12 protein-coding genes and 4 tRNA genes are annotated in these 17,289 nt (G+C 70.5%); 7 read left to right on the plus strand and 9 right to left on the minus strand.

All coding sequences use genetic code 11. From position 1 onward, the window contains the following. The first annotated feature begins 47 nt into the window (after window positions 1–47). Window positions 48–1,574, plus strand: coding sequence for an amidophosphoribosyltransferase (gene purF, locus ACFV5H_RS33885; RefSeq protein ID WP_385056409.1), 1,527 nt, complete (start codon window positions 48–50; stop codon window positions 1,572–1,574). Window positions 1,575–1,607: 33 nt separating this feature from the next. Next, entirely contained in the window at window positions 1,608–2,675 is a 1,068-nt protein-coding gene (purM, locus tag ACFV5H_RS33890; protein ID WP_385056408.1) for a phosphoribosylformylglycinamidine cyclo-ligase, read from the plus strand. A 117-nt stretch (window positions 2,676–2,792) separates the two neighbouring features. On the opposite strand, the gene ACFV5H_RS33895 is transcribed toward purM, so the two are convergent. Both ACFV5H_RS33895 and ACFV5H_RS33900 read right to left on the minus strand, forming a co-directional pair. Further along, entirely contained in the window at window positions 2,793–3,041 is a 249-nt protein-coding gene (locus ACFV5H_RS33895) for a DUF3073 domain-containing protein (RefSeq protein WP_385056405.1), read from the minus strand. Between the two features lie 318 nt (window positions 3,042–3,359). Continuing rightward, window positions 3,360–4,448, minus strand: a complete 1,089-nt coding sequence (locus tag ACFV5H_RS33900) for a Leu/Phe/Val dehydrogenase (RefSeq protein WP_385198628.1) — start codon at window positions 4,446–4,448, stop codon at window positions 3,360–3,362. A 220-nt stretch (window positions 4,449–4,668) separates the two neighbouring features. On the opposite strand from ACFV5H_RS33900, the gene ACFV5H_RS33905 reads away from it, so the two are divergent. Both ACFV5H_RS33905 and bldC read left to right on the plus strand, forming a co-directional pair. Then, complete coding sequence (locus ACFV5H_RS33905) at window positions 4,669–5,511, plus strand: hypothetical protein (protein WP_385198629.1); 843 nt, start codon at window positions 4,669–4,671, stop codon at window positions 5,509–5,511. A gap of 539 nt (window positions 5,512–6,050) precedes the next feature. Next, window positions 6,051–6,257 (plus strand): developmental transcriptional regulator BldC, encoded by a 207-nt coding sequence (bldC, locus tag ACFV5H_RS33910; protein ID WP_003949541.1) that lies wholly within the window; start codon window positions 6,051–6,053, stop codon window positions 6,255–6,257. A gap of 437 nt (window positions 6,258–6,694) precedes the next feature. On the opposite strand, the gene ACFV5H_RS33915 is transcribed toward bldC, so the two are convergent. From ACFV5H_RS33915 to ACFV5H_RS33945, 7 genes are all read right to left on the minus strand, one after another. Beyond that, window positions 6,695–6,880 (minus strand): DUF6274 family protein, encoded by a 186-nt coding sequence (locus ACFV5H_RS33915; RefSeq protein ID WP_385056397.1) that lies wholly within the window; start codon window positions 6,878–6,880, stop codon window positions 6,695–6,697. Between the two features lie 502 nt (window positions 6,881–7,382). After that, window positions 7,383–7,457: transfer RNA gene (locus ACFV5H_RS33920), tRNA-Asp, on the minus strand. 93 nt (window positions 7,458–7,550) lie between these two features. After that, complete coding sequence (gene hrpA, locus ACFV5H_RS33925) at window positions 7,551–11,531, minus strand: ATP-dependent RNA helicase HrpA (protein ID WP_385056394.1); 3,981 nt, start codon at window positions 11,529–11,531, stop codon at window positions 7,551–7,553. 133 nt (window positions 11,532–11,664) lie between these two features. Beyond that, window positions 11,665–11,738: transfer RNA gene (locus tag ACFV5H_RS33930), tRNA-Phe, on the minus strand. 24 nt (window positions 11,739–11,762) lie between these two features. Then, window positions 11,763–11,837 (minus strand) — tRNA-Asp (locus tag ACFV5H_RS33935). A 37-nt stretch (window positions 11,838–11,874) separates the two neighbouring features. Then, window positions 11,875–11,947, minus strand: a tRNA-Glu gene (locus ACFV5H_RS33940). Between the two features lie 80 nt (window positions 11,948–12,027). Then, the gene (locus tag ACFV5H_RS33945) at window positions 12,028–13,617 is read right to left on the minus strand and encodes a metallophosphoesterase (RefSeq protein ID WP_385056392.1); all 1,590 of its coding nucleotides are present in this window, start codon (window positions 13,615–13,617) and stop codon (window positions 12,028–12,030) included. Between the two features lie 84 nt (window positions 13,618–13,701). On the opposite strand from ACFV5H_RS33945, the gene ACFV5H_RS33950 reads away from it, so the two are divergent. The 3 genes from ACFV5H_RS33950 to ACFV5H_RS33960 all read left to right on the plus strand — a co-directional run bounded on the left by ACFV5H_RS33950 (window position 13,702) and on the right by ACFV5H_RS33960 (window position 17,243). Continuing rightward, window positions 13,702–14,052 (plus strand): metallopeptidase family protein, encoded by a 351-nt coding sequence (locus tag ACFV5H_RS33950; RefSeq protein ID WP_159534388.1) that lies wholly within the window; start codon window positions 13,702–13,704, stop codon window positions 14,050–14,052. Between the two features lie 270 nt (window positions 14,053–14,322). Next, window positions 14,323–14,865: a hypothetical protein gene (locus ACFV5H_RS33955; RefSeq protein WP_385056389.1), complete on the plus strand. Its 543-nt coding sequence runs from the start codon at window positions 14,323–14,325 to the stop codon at window positions 14,863–14,865. Window positions 14,866–15,116: 251 nt separating this feature from the next. After that, on the plus strand, window positions 15,117–17,243 hold the full coding sequence (locus ACFV5H_RS33960) for a DEAD/DEAH box helicase (protein WP_385198631.1): 2,127 nt from the start codon (window positions 15,117–15,119) through the stop codon (window positions 17,241–17,243). Window positions 17,244–17,289: the final 46 nt, after the last annotated feature.

Below are 17,289 nucleotides of genomic sequence, written 5' to 3' on the forward strand. Positions count from 1 at the left end.
ATATCCCGCATTCGGACCAGCGGCCGGCCTCGCCTACACTCGGAGGCGTGCCACGTGGTGACGGACGACTCAACCACGACCTGCTCCCCGGTGAGAAGGGCCCCCAGGACGCTTGTGGCGTCTTCGGTGTCTGGGCTCCGGGTGAAGAGGTCGCCAAGCTCACGTACTTCGGGCTCTACGCCCTCCAGCATCGGGGCCAGGAATCCGCGGGAATCGCGGTCAGCAACGGCTCCCAGATCCTCGTCTTCAAGGACATGGGCCTGGTCTCCCAGGTCTTCGACGAGACCTCTCTCGGTTCGCTCCAGGGTCATATCGCGGTCGGTCACGCCCGCTACTCGACCACTGGCGCCTCCGTGTGGGAGAACGCCCAGCCGACGTTCCGCGCCACCGCGCACGGATCCATCGCGCTCGGCCACAACGGCAACCTGGTCAACACGGCGCAGCTCGCCGAGATGGTCGCCGAGCTCCCCAAGGAGAACGGCCGCGCCCCCAAGGTGGCGGCCACCAACGACACCGACCTGATCACCGCCCTGCTGGCCGGCCAGCGCGCCGCCGACGGCGAACCGGTGACCGTGGAGCAGGCCGCGCACGTGGTCCTCCCGAAGGTCAGAGGCGCCTTCAGCCTCGTCTTCATGGACGAGAACACCCTGTACGCGGCCCGTGACCCGCAGGGCATCCGCCCGCTGGTCCTCGGCCGCCTGGAGCGCGGCTGGGTGGTCGCCTCCGAGTCCGCCGCCCTCGACATCTGCGGCGCGAGCTTCGTACGCGAGATCGAGCCGGGCGAGTTCGTCGCCATCGACCAGAACGGGCTGCGCACCTCCCGGTTCGCGGAAGCGAAGCCCAAGGGCTGTGTCTTCGAGTACGTGTACCTGGCCCGCCCGGACACCGACATCGCCGGCCGGAACGTGTACCTCTCACGCGTCGAGATGGGCCGCCGCCTCGCCGCGGAGGCCCCGGCCGAGGCCGACCTGGTCATAGCCACCCCGGAGTCCGGCACCCCGGCCGCCATCGGCTACGCGGAGGCGTCCGGCATCCCCTTCGGCGCCGGCCTGGTCAAGAACGCGTACGTCGGACGTACGTTCATCCAGCCCTCGCAGACCATCCGGCAGCTCGGCATCCGCCTGAAGCTGAACCCGCTCAAGGAAGTCATCAAGGGCAAGCGCCTGGTCGTCGTCGACGACTCGATCGTGCGCGGCAACACCCAGCGCGCCCTGGTCCGGATGCTCCGTGAGGCGGGCGCCGCCGAGGTCCACATCCGGATCTCCTCGCCGCCCGTGAAGTGGCCCTGCTTCTTCGGCATCGACTTCGCCACCCGCGCGGAGCTCATCGCCAACGGCATGACGATCGACGAGATCGGCACCTCGCTGGGCGCCGACTCCCTGTCGTACATCTCCATCGACGGCATGATCGAGGCGACCACCATCGCCAAGCCGAACCTGTGCCGCGCCTGCTTCGACGGCGAGTACCCGATGGATCTGCCCGACCCCGAGCTCCTCGGCAAGCAGCTGCTGGAGACCGAGCTGGCCGCCGGCACCGCCGCCCCGGCCTCGGTCGACGCGATCCGCCGCCCGTAAGCCCTGACGGACGACACGAAAGCTCTCACAGTCATGTCCCAGAACACTGGTGCCAGCTACGCAGCGGCGGGCGTCGACATCGAGGCGGGCGACCGCGCCGTCGAGCTGATGAAGGAGTGGGTGAAGAAGACGCGGCGCCCCGAGGTCCTCGGTGGCCTCGGCGGCTTCGCCGGCCTCTTCGACGCCTCCGCCCTGAAGAACTACGAGCGGCCCCTGCTCGCCTCCGCCACGGACGGCGTCGGCACCAAGGTCGACATCGCGCGGCAGATGGGCGTGTACGACACCATCGGCCACGACCTGGTCGCCATGGTCATGGACGACATCGTGGTGTGCGGCGCCGAGCCGCTGTTCATGACCGACTACATCTGTGTCGGCAAGGTCCACCCCGAGCGCGTCGCCGCCATCGTCAAGGGCATCGCGGAAGGCTGTGTGCTGGCCGGATGCGCCCTGGTCGGCGGCGAGACGGCCGAACACCCCGGTCTGCTGGGTCCGGACGACTTCGACGTCGCCGGGGCCGGTACGGGCGTCGTGGAGGCCGACCGGCTGCTCGGCGCGGATCGTATCCGTACGGGTGACGCGGTGATCGCCATGGCGTCCTCCGGGCTTCACTCCAACGGCTACTCCCTCGTCCGCCACGTGCTGCTGGAGCGGGCCGGGCTCGCCCTGGACGGCCGGATCGACGAGCTGGGCCGCACCCTCGGCGAGGAGCTCCTGGAGCCCACCAAGATCTACTCGCTGGACTGCCTGGCGCTGATCCGCACCACCGAGGTGCACGCCTTCAGCCACGTCACCGGCGGCGGACTCGCGGCCAACCTGGCCCGTGTGATCCCCGACGGACTGCACGCGACCGTGGACCGCTCCACCTGGACGCCCGCCCCGGTGTTCGACCTGGTCGGCCGGACCGGTTCGGTCGAGCGGCTGGAGCTGGAGAAGACCCTGAACATGGGCGTCGGCATGATCGCGATCGTGCCGCAGGAGTCCGTCGACGTGGCGCTGACGACGCTGGCCGACCGCGGGGTGGACGCCTGGGTGGCCGGCGAGATCACCGACCGCGGCGAGCACACCACGGGCGCGGCCCTCGTCGGTGACTACGCGAAGTGAGCGACGGTGCGCTGCCCGCGCGGTGAACGTGCGGGCAGCACATCAGGTGTTCAGTGCTGCCGAGGCAGCACTGAACCCGGTCGGTGACCGGAGTCACCGACCGGGTTCAGCGCAAGGTCAAGCGCCGCGACGCTGTTGAGAGGACGAGCCGTCCTCGTCCTCGTCGTCGTCCTCATAGAGGTCGGCGTACCGTGCGTACAGGTCGTCGTCTTGCTCATCGTCCTCGAAATGGCCACCGTTCGGTGGTTGGTTCGACGGCGATGCGCCCAGCTCCTCGGCCAGGCGTGAGAGATCAGTCCCACCGCTGTTGTACTTCAGCTGGCGGGCGACCTTCGTCTGCTTGGCCTTGGCCCGGCCGCGCCCCATGGCTCGACCCCCTCAACGACGGGGCTCGACGGCCCCAGAGTCTTGACACGCGTTCATGGTCCAGAACGGACTCTCATCGGAGAGACCGGTCCGTAGGGCTTCCACGGTACCTGAGCCCGCGCCCATACGGTACGTCGCCCGCATGACGTGCCCGCGCCCAGGACCTTCGAGGTACCCCGTCCTCGCAGGTCAATCACGATTTTAACCACTTATCGACGGTCGACCCGCCGGGAGAAGTGAGAGTTCTCTCCAAGTGCCCTCCGGCGGGTACCGCTCACCTGTACGAGGGTGGCCCGAGCCGGGCCGCCCCCGCACACCTCATCGCACCGGGCGTGCCTCCGCCATCCGCTGCTCGGCGATCCGGTCGGCCGCGGCGGCCGGCGGAATCCCGTCCTCCTTCGCACGCGCGAATATGGCCAGCGTGGTGTCGAAGATCATCGACGCCTTCGCCCTGCACCGGTCGAAGTCGAAGCCGTGCAGCTCGTCGGCGACCTGGATGACACCGCCGGCGTTCACCACGTAGTCCGGCGCGTAGAGGATCCCGCGGTCGGCGAGGTCCTTCTCCACACCCGGGTGGGCGAGCTGGTTGTTGGCGGCGCCGCAGACCACCTTGGCGGTCAGCACCGGCACGCTGTCGTCGTTCAGCGCCCCGCCGAGCGCGCACGGGGCGTAGATGTCCAGGCCCTCGGTGCGGATCAGCGCCTCGGTGTCGGCGACGGCGGACACGCCCTGGGGGTGCCGGTCGAGGACCCGCCGCACGGCGTCCTCGCGCACATCGGTGATCACGACCTCGGCGCCCTCGGCGCGCAGGTGCTCCACCAGGTGGTGGCCGACCTTGCCGACGCCCGCGACGCCGACCTTGCGGTCGCGCAGCGAGGGGTCGCCCCACAGGTGCTGGGCGGCGGCCCGCATGCCCTGGTAGACGCCGAAGGAGGTGAGCACGGAGGAGTCGCCCGCGCCGCCGTGCTCCGGGGAGCGGCCGGTCGTCCAGCGGCACTCGCGGGCCACGACGTCCATGTCGGCGACGTAGGTGCCGACGTCGCAGGCGGTGACGTACCGGCCGCCGAGCGAGGCGACGAACCGGCCGTAGGCCAGCAGCAGTTCCTCGCTCTTGATCTGCTCCGGGTCGCCGATGATCACGGCCTTGCCGCCGCCGTGGTCGAGCCCGGCCATGGCGTTCTTGTACGACATCCCGCGCGCGAGGTTCAGCGCGTCGGCGACGGCCTCCTCCTCGGAGGCGTACGGGTAGAAGCGCGTACCGCCGAGGGCGGGGCCCAGCGCGGTGGAGTGGATGGCGATGACGGCCTTGAGGCCGGTGGCGCGGTCCTGGCAGAGCACGACTTGCTCATGGCCTCCCTGGTCCGAACGGAACAGGGTGTGCAGGACGCCGTCAGATACGTCGGTCACTGTGGTGACTCCTGAGTAAGTAGCGGCGGGTGGGGTCGGCCCCCGTAGAGGTGGCGGGGACCGTGGCACGAGATTAGATCCTTACGCGCCGGTCGGCGGCACCGTGTCCCGGATCACCTCCGTCCGGAGTACCGCCGTGCGACGGTTTGCAGGGGTTTCCCACCCGTCCGGGCGGGGGCCCGGCAGGTTTTCGCGACGGCCTTCGGGGGAGGGAGCAGGCGTGCCCAAGGTGTCCTCGGTGATCGTCCCCTACGCGACCTACTTGCGCGTGTACGAACCACTGGCCGCCTTCCCGGAGCCGGAACGCGGCCACTGGGCCCGTTACGCCCGCCGCCCCGACCGCCCCTCCTGCCAGGACGAGCTCCGCCGGTCCCTGGCCGACCTCGCGCCCACCCCGCCGATGGCGGTGCCGGTGCACGAGAGCGACGACGCGTTCGTGCTGGAGGCCGACGGCGTGGTCTGCGTCTGCCCCTGGCGCACCCGGCTGCGCGGCTGGCAGGCCCTGGGCGAGCTCGCCGAGGACTTCCCGCCGCCGGTCCTGGACGCGCTCCTGCCCCCGGTCGTACGGCACCAGGCGACCCGGGACTACGAGCGCTGGCTGGCCGGTCATCCCGACGCCCGGCCGTGGATCCGCACCGCGACCTGGCAGGTGCCGATCAACTGGTTCGTGCTGTTCGCGGACGACGAGCGGGAGTACGTCAAGGGGACCGCCGGCGAGGACCCCGTCCTGCGCTACCGGACCCCGATGGTCCAGGCCCGCCGGCGGGTGGCGCGGGGGCTGCGGGCGCTCAGGGACGCCGTGGACGAGAGCCTGCTGATCGACGGCCTCGTGGACGTCGGGCGCTGGCTGGAGGAGTTCCATCCGCGCTCGCTGGTCGAGCTGGACTACGGCGGACTGGTGCACGCCCTGCCGGCCGGCACGCTCGAGGGCGACCACTCGGCGGCGGACGTGGCCGAAGGGATCGCGGCGCTGCGGCGCGGTGACGGGGAGGGCGCCGGGGAGGCCTACGGGCGCCTCGTGGAGCGCTGGCGGTCGGTCCGCGACCTGCGTTCGGCGAACTGACGTTTGACCAAACGCCGTTCTTGGGGTTTTGTCTTCGCCCTGAGGTGTCTGAGGTTCCGTCAGCGCGGGACCGACAACGGACGTAGAGGCCGATCCGGGCGTATGTCCCAAGCGCGTCAAGCGTGACGGACCGCACTTACGTGGCCCTTGCGCCCCTTGCCCACCCTCATGCCAAAATAGGACAAGGAGTCCGGGGAGGACTCTTCCGTCCTGCTGTGCTCAACTATGGGCGGATTCTCGGTAATGCACGCTTTGGGGGGTCCGGTGACTCCTGATCGCTGCTGTGACTGATCGTCACAGTGACGTGACTGTCCGCTATGGCATGGTCCATCGGCTTCCGCGGCTGATGAACACCTGGGAGGGCAATTCCATCGGTTTGGCCGACGTGGCTGGACAGATGGTGTAGTTGTAGTGCCGAGGACAAGCCGTTCGTCCTATAACCGACTCGACTCGCGTCCGCCATTTCGGGCAACGCGGGTCAAGGTGCAGAATTTAGAGGAAAGAACCGAGAAGGTTCGGTTCTCCCGAGGAGGCCGCTCATGACCGCTCGCACCCCTGATGCCGAGCCGCTGCTGACCCCGGCTGAGGTCGCCACCATGTTCCGCGTCGACCCGAAGACGGTCACTCGCTGGGCGAAGGCAGGCAAGCTCACGTCGATCCGCACGCTCGGCGGGCACCGCCGCTACCGCGAAGCCGAGGTCCGCGCACTGCTCGCGGGCATTCCGCAGCAGCGCAGCGAGGCCTGAACAACCGCATGAACCGGGCAGCACCGGCTGGTCCCCCACCGGCCGAGACGCCCGGGAACCCTGGCTCCAAGCGACGCGGGGACTGCCCCAACAGGCCCCTCGCCCAAGCTGATCAGAGCTTTCCAGGCAACTGAACAAGGGTGCGTCGTCGATCGCGCTGGACCCCGCCGGGTCCGGCGCGATCTTTTTTGTGCGCTCGTGAGGGGGCGGGTCCGGCCCTGGCGGGCTCCCGGGGGCGCTCTGTGCGCGGGCTTGTCGGACTCTGGGGGCGGGTGGGGGATCGCCTGTGTGCCGGCCGGTGCGGACCTCTCCGAGTGGTGCAATTGCACATATTAAATTGACCTGTTGTAGGGGAGGTGTAAGTACTGCACTTCCCAAAACTCATACGGTGACACCCGTCACATACCAGTCGGCTTGTTGAGCCTGTGGCATATGCGCTAGAGGGAACGGGCGTTGGGGCCGGGTTGTTCCCCGGCCGGCCGGGAGGTGTCCGGGGTGTCCATCGCCAGCCGCAGGAGGCGGTGGCAGATCGGGCAGTGCCGGGTGAGGTGCCGGTACGACGACGCGGCCGCCAGATGCGCACGGAGCAGCGCCCGTGTCTCGTGCCTGGCCGATGCCGCCATACGCCACCTCCGAGGGGCAACACGGAGTCGTGCCCTGCTTCCTGGAGTACCGAGGGACGGCGGACCCGTCAAGACGGCAGGGGGGGCGCACGGCGCCCCGCACGCGCGAGGGAGCCCGGGTCCTCGGACCCGGGCTCCTGTCATGCGGAGGGCACGGGGCCCCGCACGGGGTGGCGGGCCCATGTGGAGTGCCCGTGTCTCCCGTGGGTGCGGGCCTTGCGCGTAGGGCGGCCCTGACGGGGTCCGCCGTACCCGATCGGGGCTCCGGGCCGGGGCGCTCATGAGGAAGGCCCGTGTCCCTTGCGGGCGCGGGCCTGGCTTGGGAGCGCTCGTGCGGGAGGCCCGGGGCCCCTCGAAGGGGCGGGTGCTTGCGTTGGCTGTGGTCCTGACGGGATGTGCTGTGTCCGTTCGCGGCTCCGCCGCAGGGCGCGGCCTCGGGTGAGGCGGGGCGCTCATGCGTAAGGCCCGCATCCCTTGCGGGGTGCGGGCCTCACGGTTACTGCGGTCCTGACGGGATTTGAACCCGCGGCCTCCACCTTGACAGGGTGGCGAGCACTCCAAACTGCTCCACAGGACCAGGTTTCGCAGTGCGATTCCTGCGTTGCGCTGCGAGAAGGACTGTACAGGAGTCGGAGCCTCCTGGTCGAACTCACCCTGCGTGCGGGTGCCGTTACGGCACCGCCGCGTCGATCGCCTTCACGATCCGCTTGTCCGACACGGGGTACGCCGTGCCGAGCGCGTGGGCGAAATAGCTGACCCGCAGCTCCTCGATCATCCAGCGGATGTCCAGCACCTGCCGCGGCACCGGCCGCCCCTGCGGCAACTGCTCCAGCAGCCACGCGTACTCGTCCCGCATCTCATGGACCTTCGCCATGCGCGTGCTGTCCCGCTGCACGTTCGAAGGCATCTGCTGCAGGCGCCGGTCCGCGGCCACCAGGTAGCGCATCAGGTCCGGCAGCCGCCGCAGCCCCGCCTCCGTCACGAAACCGGGCCGCACAAGCCCGTCCAGCTGCCCCCGTACGTCCTGGAGGTTGGGCAGCAGCGCGGGGCTTCGTACGCCCTTCAGACGGCGCTCACAGGCCTGCCACGCCGCCAGCACCTGCTGCACCTGGCCCACCGCGCGGACCGTCGTGTCGACGATCTCCGCGCGGACCTTGTCGTACAGCTTCCGGAACGACTCCTCGTCCCACACCGGCCCGCCGAAGTCGGCGATCAGCCGGTCCGCCGCCGCCGTCGCGCAGTCGTCGAACAGCGCCTGCACCGAACCGTGCGGATTCGCGGACAGCGCCAGCTTCTGCGCGTTCGTCAGCTTCTCGGACGCGAACTTCGCGGGGTTCACCGGAATCCCCAGCAGGATCAGCCGGCGGGTGCCCTTCCACATCGCCTCCGCCTGCTCGGCCTCCGTGTCGAACAGCCGCACCGACACCGTGTCGCCGTCGTCGACCAGCGCCGGATACGCCTTCACCGGCTGTCCGGCCCGGCGCGTCTCGAACACGCGGGTCAGCGAGCCGATCGTCCAGTCCGTCAGCCCCTCGCGCTCCAGCGACTCGCCGCCCTGGCGCTGCGCCGTGGCGGCGGCAGCCTGGGACAGCGCCTTGCGGGCCTTCGGCCGCAGCTGGAGCTTGAGCGCCTCCAGGTCCTTGTCCTCGGCGACCTTGCGGCGCCGCTCGTCGACGATCCGGAACGTCACCTTCAAATGGTCCGGAACCCGGGACCAGTCGAAGTCCTCCGCCTCGAACGGCACCCCGACCATCCGCTTCAGCTCACGGGCCATCGTCACCGTGAGCGGCTCCTGCAACGGCACCGCCCGCTCCAGGAACGCCTTCGCGTAGTTCGGCGCCGGCACGTAGTTCCGCCGGATCGGCTTGGGAAGCGACCGGATCAGCTCCGTGACGACCTCCTCGCGCAACCCCGGGATCTGCCAGTCGAAGCCCTCGTCCGTCACCTGGTTCAGCACCTGGAGCGGAACGTGGACCGTCACACCGTCCGCGTCCGCACCCGGCTCGAACTGGTACGTCACCCGGAACTTCAGCGGACCCTGCCGCCACGAGTCCGGGTAGTCCGCCTTGGTGACCGCCTCCGCCGACTCACGGATCAGCATCTCCCGCTCGAAGTCGAGGAAGTCCGGCTGCTCGTGCCGCTTGTGCTTCCACCACGAGTCGAAGTGCGCCCCCGACACCACGTGTTCGGGGATCCGCTGGTCGTAGAAGTCGAACAGGGTCTCGTCGTCGACCATGATGTCCCGGCGCCGGGCGCGGTGCTCCAGCTCCTCGACCTCGGTCAGCAGCTTCCGGTTGTCGGCGTAGAACTTGTGGTGCGTCCGCCAGTCGCCCTCGACCAGCGCGTTGCGGATGAACAGCTCCCGGGAGACCTCCGGGTCGATCCGGCCGTAGTTCACCTTGCGCTGCGCCACGATCGGCACGCCGTACAGCGTGACCTTCTCGTACGCCATCACGGCCGCCTGGTCCTTCTCCCAGTGCGGCTCGCTGTACGTGCGCTTGAGCAGGTGCTCCGCGAGCGGCTCCACCCACTCCGGCTCGATCTTCGCGTTGACCCGCGCCCACAGCCGGGACGTCTCCACCAGCTCGGCCGACATCACGAACCGCGGCGGCTTCCTGAAGAGCGCCGAACCCGGGAAGATCGCGAACTTGGCGTTCCGCGCGCCCAGGTACTCGTTGCGTCCGCCGTCCTTGCGGCCGGCGCCCGGACCGGAGTCCTTGGACTCCTTCACGTCCTTCATGCCGATGTGCGACAGCAGACCGGCCAGCAGGGAGACGTGGACACGGTCGTCGGGGGCGTCCTCCTCGTTGAGGTGGATGCCCATCTGCTTGGCGACCGTGCGCAACTGCGTATAGATGTCCTGCCACTCGCGGATCCGCAGGAAGTTCAGGTACTCCTGCTTGCACATCCGGCGGAACGACGACGACCCGCGCTCCTTCTGCTGCTCGCGGACGTACCGCCACAGGTTGAGGTACGCGAGGAAGTCACTGGACTCGTCCCGGAACCGGGCGTGCTGCTGATCGGCCTGCGTCTGCTTGTCGGCCGGCCGCTCCCGCGGATCCTGGATGGACAGGGCCGCGGCGATGACCATCACCTCACGGACACAGCCGTTCTTGTCGGCCTCCAGCACCATGCGCGCCAGCCGCGGGTCCACCGGCAGCTGCGCCAGCTTCCGCCCCGTCTGCGTCAGCCGCTTGCGCGGGTCCTTCTGCGCCGCGTCCAGCGCGCCCAGCTCCTGGAGCAGCTGCACGCCGTCGCGGATGTTGCGGTGGTCCGGCGGGTCGATGAACGGGAACTTCTCGATCTCGCCCAGGCCGGCCGCCGTCATCTGCAGGATGACCGAGGCGAGGTTGGTGCGCAGGATCTCCGCGTCCGTGAACTCCGGACGGGCCAGGAAGTCGTCCTCGCTGTACAGCCGGATGCAGATGCCGTCCGACGTACGGCCGCAGCGGCCCTTGCGCTGGTTGGCGCTGGCCTGCGAGACCGGCTCGATCGGCAGCCGCTGCACCTTGGTGCGATGGCTGTAGCGGGAGATGCGGGCGAATCCGGGGTCGATGACGTACTTGATGCCCGGCACGGTCAGGGACGTCTCGGCCACGTTCGTCGCCAGCACGATCCGGCGGCCGCTGTGCTGCTGGAACACCCGGTGCTGCTCGGCGTGCGACAGCCGCGCGTACAGCGGCAGCACCTCGGTCGACCGGTACCGCTTCTTCGTCAGCGCGTCCGCGGTGTCCCGGATCTCCCGCTCACCGGAGAGGAACACCAGGACGTCGCCCGGCCCCTCCGCCATCAGCTCCTCGACGGCGTCCGTGATCGCGGTGATCTGATCGCGGTCGGCGTCGTCGGAGTCCTCCTCCAGCAGCGGCCGGTACCGCACCTCCACCGGATACGTACGCCCGCTGACCTCGATGATCGGCGCGTCCCCGAAATGCCGGGAGAAACGCTCCGGGTCGATGGTCGCGGACGTGATGACGACCTTGAGGTCAGGGCGCTTCGGCAGCAGCTGCGCGAGGTAGCCGAGCAGGAAGTCGATGTTGAGCGACCGCTCGTGCGCCTCGTCGATGATGATCGTGTCGTAGGCGCGCAGCTCGCGGTCGGTCTGGATCTCCGCGAGCAGGATGCCGTCCGTCATCAGCTTGATGAACGTGGCGTCCGGGTTCACCTGGTCGGTGAAGCGGACCTTCCAGCCGACGGCCTCGCCCAGCGGCGTGTCCAGCTCCTCCGCCACCCGCTCCGCGACCGTGCGCGCGGCGATACGACGGGGCTGCGTGTGCCCGATCATGCCCCGGACGCCCCGGCCCAGCTCCATGCAGATCTTCGGGATCTGCGTGGTCTTGCCGGACCCGGTCTCACCGGCGACGATCACCACCTGGTGATCACGGATCGCCTCGGCGATCGCGTCCTTCTTCTGGCTGACGGGGAGCTGCTCGGGATACGTGACCGCGGGCACCCGGGCGCGCCGCCCGGCCATCCGCTCCTCGGAGCCGGCGACCTCCGCCTCGATCTCGGCGAGCACGGCGTCGCGGGCCTCCGGCTTACGGATCTTGCGCGCGCCTTCGAGCCTGCGTCCGAGCCGGTGCGCGTCGCGCAGCGACAGCTCGGTGAGGCGGGAGGCGAGGGAGCCGAGAGCGGGGGCAGAGTGCGTAGACATACGGACTCCAGGATCTCATCCCGCGAAAATTCGCGGCCAATGATTTTGCCGGGGCACATGTACGGGCCCCTGTGAGGGGCTCATGCGAGGGGACACACAACAAGGCCCCGATCGATGATCGGGGCCTTTGCTGTGGCTGGGGCCGGGGTCGAACCGGCGACCTATCGCTTTTCAGGCGATCGCTCGTACCAACTGAGCTACCCAGCCGAGGTGTTTCACGTGAAACACCAGCGGTCCTGACGGGATTTGAACCCGCGGCCTCCACCTTGACAGGGTGGCGAGCACTCCAAACTGCTCCACAGGACCAAGCGTGTCGTACGACAGTGTCGCACAGGGTGGTGCGTGCCCCCAACGGGATTCGAACCCGTGCTACCGCCTTGAAAGGGCGGCGTCCTAGGCCGCTAGACGATGAGGGCTATCGGCCCGCCTGGGCGCTTCTCAGCGCGTCGGGGACGTGAGAAGCATACGTGCTGTCGGGAGTGTTCGCCAAAACGGTTTACGGAGAGGGCGTCGAGGGGGTGGCCGAGGGGGTTCCGGAGGAGGGGGACGGCGAGGTGGTCGCGCCCGGCTGGTTCTCCTTCGGGAGGTGGCGGCTGACCTCCGCCGTGGTCAGGCCGAGACCGCCCAGTTCGATGGAGTCCCAGGCCTGGAGGCGGCGCGTGTCGCGGTCGAAGTAGAGGATCGACGTCTCGATCGGGTCCGGGTACTTCCCCTCGATCGCGCGCAGGCCGCTGCCGCCGGTGGAGCCCTCGACGCGCAGCCGGGTGCCGTACTTCATGACCTCCGTCTCCTCGCGGTGGATGTGACCGGCCAGCACCAGCGGCACGGTGCCGTCGACCTCGCGCGCCGCCGACGGCTCATGGGCGACCGCCACGTCCACCGGGGTGCCGGCGGTCCGCTGGTCGCGCAGGGCGGAGGCGAGCCGGGCGCCCGCCAGCTCCTGGGACTGCTCGGCCCCGGTCCTCTTCGAGCGGTCGGGGGTGAACTGCGGATCGCCGATGCCGGCGAAGCGCAGCCCGGCGACGGTCTTCGCCTTGCCGTCGTCGAGGACGTGGACGTTCTTCAGGCCTTCGAGGTAGCGCTGGGTGATCATCGAGTCGTGGTTGCCGCGCACCCAGACGTAGGGGGCGCCCAGGTCCTCGACGGGGTCCAGGAAGCCGTTCTCGGCGGCGGTGCCGTGGTCCATCGTGTCGCCCGAGTCGACGATCACGTCCACCCGGTACTGCTCCACCAGCGAGGCGATGATCTTCCAGCTGGCCGGGTTGAGGTGGATGTCGGAGACGTGCAGCACGCGGAGGGTGGTCGGGTCCGGCTGGTAGGCGGGGAGGGTGGAGGTGGCGTCGTACAGCTTGGTCACGTTGGTGACCAGGCGCGCCAGCTCCTTCTGGTAGACGTCGAACTCCGTGACGATGCTGCGCGCGTCGCCGACCAGGGACGGGGCGGAGGAGAGCAGCCCGGAGAACTTGGGTTCCAGGACGGAGTCGGGGTTCCAGGTGGCGTACGCCGTGCCTCCGGACGCGGCCAGCAGGCCGAGGGCGAGGCCGCCGGCGGCGAGGGCGCGGCGGGGGCGGCGGTAGACGAGGAGGCCCAGGGCGGTGGCGCCGGTGACCACGGCGACGCAGGAGCGCACGGCGAGGTCGGCGGTGCCGCGGGCGATGTCCTCGGTCACCTCGTCCTGGAGGCCGGAGAGGCGCTCCGGGTGGTCGACGAGGGCCTGGGAGCGTTCGGGGTCGAGCTGGTCGACGTTGACGTCCAGGCGGACGGGGGCCGTGTGGCTGGCGAGCTGAAGGTCTCCGAGGGGCGAGATGTTGATCTTCGTGCCGCCGGTGACGGAGGGGCGCAGGGTCATGGTGGTGTCCATGGGGCCCACGGGGACGCGGACGTTGCCGACGACGAGCAGCCCGAGCCAGGCACCGAGGACCACCACGGCGACGAGACCGGCCGCACGCGCCCAGGGCCGCGGCTGCGGGGTGAGGGTGAGCGTCGCGGTGGTGGGCCGGCGGGAGCGCCGGCGGCGGCTGGGGGCCCGCAGGACCCGTGGAAGGCGGTGGAGGGCGTTCAGGACGGCGGAGGGGACGCGGGCCATTGGTCCCGTATGCCCAAGTCGGTGGCCGGATATGCGGGGGCCGTACGCAACTCGTACGGACGGCTCGTACCCGACAATGGCTTCGTGCTGGAGATGACGCGCGAGATGTTCGAGGAGCTGGTCGCCGAGGCGCTGGACCGGATCCCGCCGGAGCTGACGCGACTGATGGACAACGTCGCGGTGTTCGTGGAGGACGAGCCGCCGGCGGACGATCCGGAGCTGCTCGGGCTGTACGAGGGGACTCCGCTGACGGAGCGGGGCGAGTGGTACGCGGGGGTGCTGCCGGACCGGATCACCATCTACCGGGGGCCGACGCTGCGGATGTGCGAGTCCCGGGAGGACGTCGTCGCAGAGACGGAGATCACGGTGGTGCACGAGATCGCCCACCACTTCGGCATCGACGACGCCCGGCTGCACGCGCTCGGCTACGGATAGGGGGTCGTTCGGACGCGGCCGTAGGGCATCAGCAGTACCTCGTCGGCGCCGGTGAGCGGGGTCCGGCGCGTGCGGCTGCAAGGCGGGGGAGGGAGTCGGCGCGGCGGGCCCCTCCCGCGCGAGCGCGGTCGAGCGTGGGAGAGCGTGGGGGCGTGCCGGACCCCGCGTCCGCGGCCGGATCCGGACGACACCCCTGTGCCGTGCGCGTGTCTTCTTGTGGGTGGTGGGAGTTGGGGTTGTTGACCCTGTACTCCAACCGGAGGTGGCCCCGTGCGCCGCTTGTACGTACCCGTCCGCCTGGCCGCCACGGTCGTGGCCGTCGCCGCTGCCGCCGGCTGCATGAGTGTGGGTGAGGACGGTGCGGGCGGGAGCGGCGGGCCGTCGCACTCCGCGGGGAGGCCGGGCGGTGAGGCGCCGGACGGGGGCGCCACGGTGTCGGGCGGCGGTGCCGGGTACGGCGCCGCGTCGGCCGACGGGGCGCGCGGGGACGGCAGGGGCGAGGGGCACCGGGGCAAGGGGAAGAAGGGCGAGGCCGCGAGGGCGGCGTCCGCCGAAGCCTCGCCGTCCGCCGGGGCGAGCGGGTCCGCGCCGGCCGACGGCGGGCCGGACGGGCCCGCGGAGCCGACCCCGGACGACGGGCCCGTCCCCCCGGAGCCCTCGCGCACGCCCGATCCGGAGCCCACGCCGGAGCCGCCCGAGCCGCCGGTCACACCGGAGCCGACGCAGGCGGAGCCGTCCTCGTCGGCGCACCAGCCGCCCGAGACGCAGTTGGCGCAGCGGGAGCCGGCGCCGGAAGCGGGGGCGCCGGTCTAAGCCCTCTTCTCCAGCGCTTCCCCGCCCGTCGGACCCCGCTCTCACCTGCCGATTTGCTATTGGGGGTGCCGGGTGCGTATGGTGGCAGATCGTTTGATCCTATTTGCCCGGCGCCACTGCAGAGCGCGCCGTGTGGCGCGTACTCTCTCCCTTGCCGTGGTGGACCGCATCGAGGCGGTCGTAATTGCGAACTGCGAATCACGGAGTTGACGGGCGCGTGCCGAAGAGACTCCGGAAGGTTTCGCATTCGTATGCCCATCGCCAGTACTGATCACGTCGTCGTGCCCGAGAACATCGAGAACATCGAGGACACCGACGTCACCCCCGCCCCCGAGGCGGCCCCCGAACTCACCTTCGCCGACCTCGGCCTGCCCGAGGGCGTCGTGCGCAAGCTCGCGCAGAACGGCGTGACCACCCCCTTCCCGATCCAGGCCGCGACCATCCCGGACGCCCTGGCCGGCAAGGACATCCTCGGCCGTGGCCGCACCGGTTCCGGCAAGACCCTCTCCTTCGGTCTGCCGACCCTGGCCACGCTGGCCGGCGGCCGCACCGAGAAGCACAAGCCGCGCGCCGTCATCCTGACGCCGACGCGCGAGCTGGCCATGCAGGTCGCCGACGCGCTCCAGCCGTACGGCGACGTCGTCGGCCTGAAGATGAAGGTCGTCTGCGGCGGCACCTCGATGGGCAACCAGATCTACGCCCTCGAGCGCGGCGTCGACATCCTCGTCGCCACCCCCGGCCGCCTGCGCGACATCATCAACCGCGGCGCCTGCTCCCTGGAGAACGTGCAGATCGCGGTCCTCGACGAGGCCGACCAGATGTCCGACCTGGGCTTCCTGCCCGAGGTCACCGAGCTGCTCGACCAGGTCCCGGCCGGCGGCCAGCGGATGCTGTTCTCCGCCACCATGGAGAACGAGATCAAGACCCTCGTCGACCGGTACCTGAACGACCCGGTCAGCCACGAGGTCGACGCGGCGCAGGGCGCGGTGACGACCATGTCGCACCACATCCTCGTCGTGAAGCCCAAGGACAAGGCGCCGGTCACCGCGGCCATCGCCTCCCGCAAGGGCCGCACCATCATCTTCGTCCGCACCCAGCTCGGCGCCGACCGCGTCGCCGAGCAGCTGCGCGACGCGGGCGCGAAGGCGGACGCGCTGCACGGCGGCATGACCCAGGGCGCGCGCACGCGCACCCTGGCCGACTTCAAGGACGGCTACGTCAACGTCCTGGTCGCCACCGACGTCGCCGCACGTGGCATCCACGTCGACGGCATCGACCTGGTCCTCAACGTGGACCCGGCCGGCGACCACAAGGACTACCTGCACCGCGCCGGCCGCACGGCCCGCGCCGGCCGCACCGGCACCGTCGTCTCCCTGTCGCTGCCGCACCAGCGCCGCCAGATCTTCCGGCTGATGGAGGACGCGGGCGTCGACGCCACGCGCCACATCATCCAGGGCGGTGCCGCCTTCGACCCCGAGGTCGCCGAGATCACCGGCGCCCGTTCGATGACCGAGGTGCAGGCCGAGTCCGCGGGCAACTCCGCGCAGCAGGCCGAGCGCGAGGTCGCCCAGCTCACCAAGGAGCTGGAGCGGGCCCAGCGCCGCGCCTCCGAGCTGCGCGACGAGGCCGACCGCCTGCTGGCCCGGGTCGCGCGCGAGCGGGGCGAGGACGTCGAGACGGTGGTCGCCGAGGCGGCCGAGGCCGAGGTCTCGCTGCCGGAGCAGCCGACCGCGCGGGACGTCGAGCGGACCGAGCGCGTGGAGCGTGCGGAGGCCCCGGCGCCGTACGAGCGGCGCGAGCGTCGTGACGACCGTCGGGACGACCGTGGTGGGCGTTCCTTCGAGCGTCGGGACGACCGCGGTGGCTTCAACCGTGACCGTGGTGACCGTCGGGACGACCGTGGCGGCTTCCGTCGTGACGACCGTCGGGACGACCGTGGTGGGCGTTCCTTCGAGCGTCGTGACGACCGCGGCGGTTTCCGTCGTGACGACCGTCGGGACGACCGCGGTGGGCGTTCCTTCGAGCGTCGGGACGACCGCGGTGGCTTCAACCGTGACCGTGGTGACCGTCGGGACGACCGTGGCGGCTTCCGCCGTGACGACCGTCGGGACGACCGTGGTGGGCGTTCCTTCGAGCGTCGGGACGACCGTGGCGGTTTCAACCGTGACCGTGACCGCGGCGAGCGTGGCGGCTTCCGCCGTGACGACCGCGGCGGCCACCGCGGCAGCGACCGTCCGTTCAACCGCGACCGCCAGGGCGACCGCCCCGGTTTCCACTCCGGCTCCCACGACCGCCCGTACGGCCGTCGTGACGACCACCGCGGCGGCGGCTCCTTCGGCCGCCGCGAGGACAAGCCGCGCTGGAAGCGCAACGGCTGACGCAGGCTCACCGAGCCGACCGGGAGGGCCCGCACGACACCCGTCG

The organism is Streptomyces sp. NPDC059787, assembly GCF_042732315.1.
Taxonomy (GTDB): domain Bacteria; phylum Actinomycetota; class Actinomycetes; order Streptomycetales; family Streptomycetaceae; genus Streptomyces; species Streptomyces atrovirens.

Bases quoted from the DNA above. Each gene is read 5' to 3' on its own strand.
- ACFV5H_RS33895 (WP_385056405.1), bottom strand. From the start codon at position 3,041: ATGGGGCGCGGCCGGGCCAAGGCCAAGCAGACGAAGGTCGCCCGCCAG.
- ACFV5H_RS33945 (WP_385056392.1), bottom strand. From the start codon at position 13,617: ATGGCCCGCGTCCCCTCCGCCGTCCTGAACGCCCTCCACCGCCTTCCA.
- bldC (WP_003949541.1), top strand. From the start codon at position 6,051: ATGACCGCTCGCACCCCTGATGCCGAGCCGCTGCTGACCCCGGCTGAG.
- hrpA (WP_385056394.1), bottom strand. From the start codon at position 11,531: ATGTCTACGCACTCTGCCCCCGCTCTCGGCTCCCTCGCCTCCCGCCTC.
- purM (WP_385056408.1), top strand. From the start codon at position 1,608: ATGTCCCAGAACACTGGTGCCAGCTACGCAGCGGCGGGCGTCGACATC.
- ACFV5H_RS33960 (WP_385198631.1), top strand. From the start codon at position 15,117: ATGCCCATCGCCAGTACTGATCACGTCGTCGTGCCCGAGAACATCGAG.
- ACFV5H_RS33915 (WP_385056397.1), bottom strand. From the start codon at position 6,880: ATGGCGGCATCGGCCAGGCACGAGACACGGGCGCTGCTCCGTGCGCAT.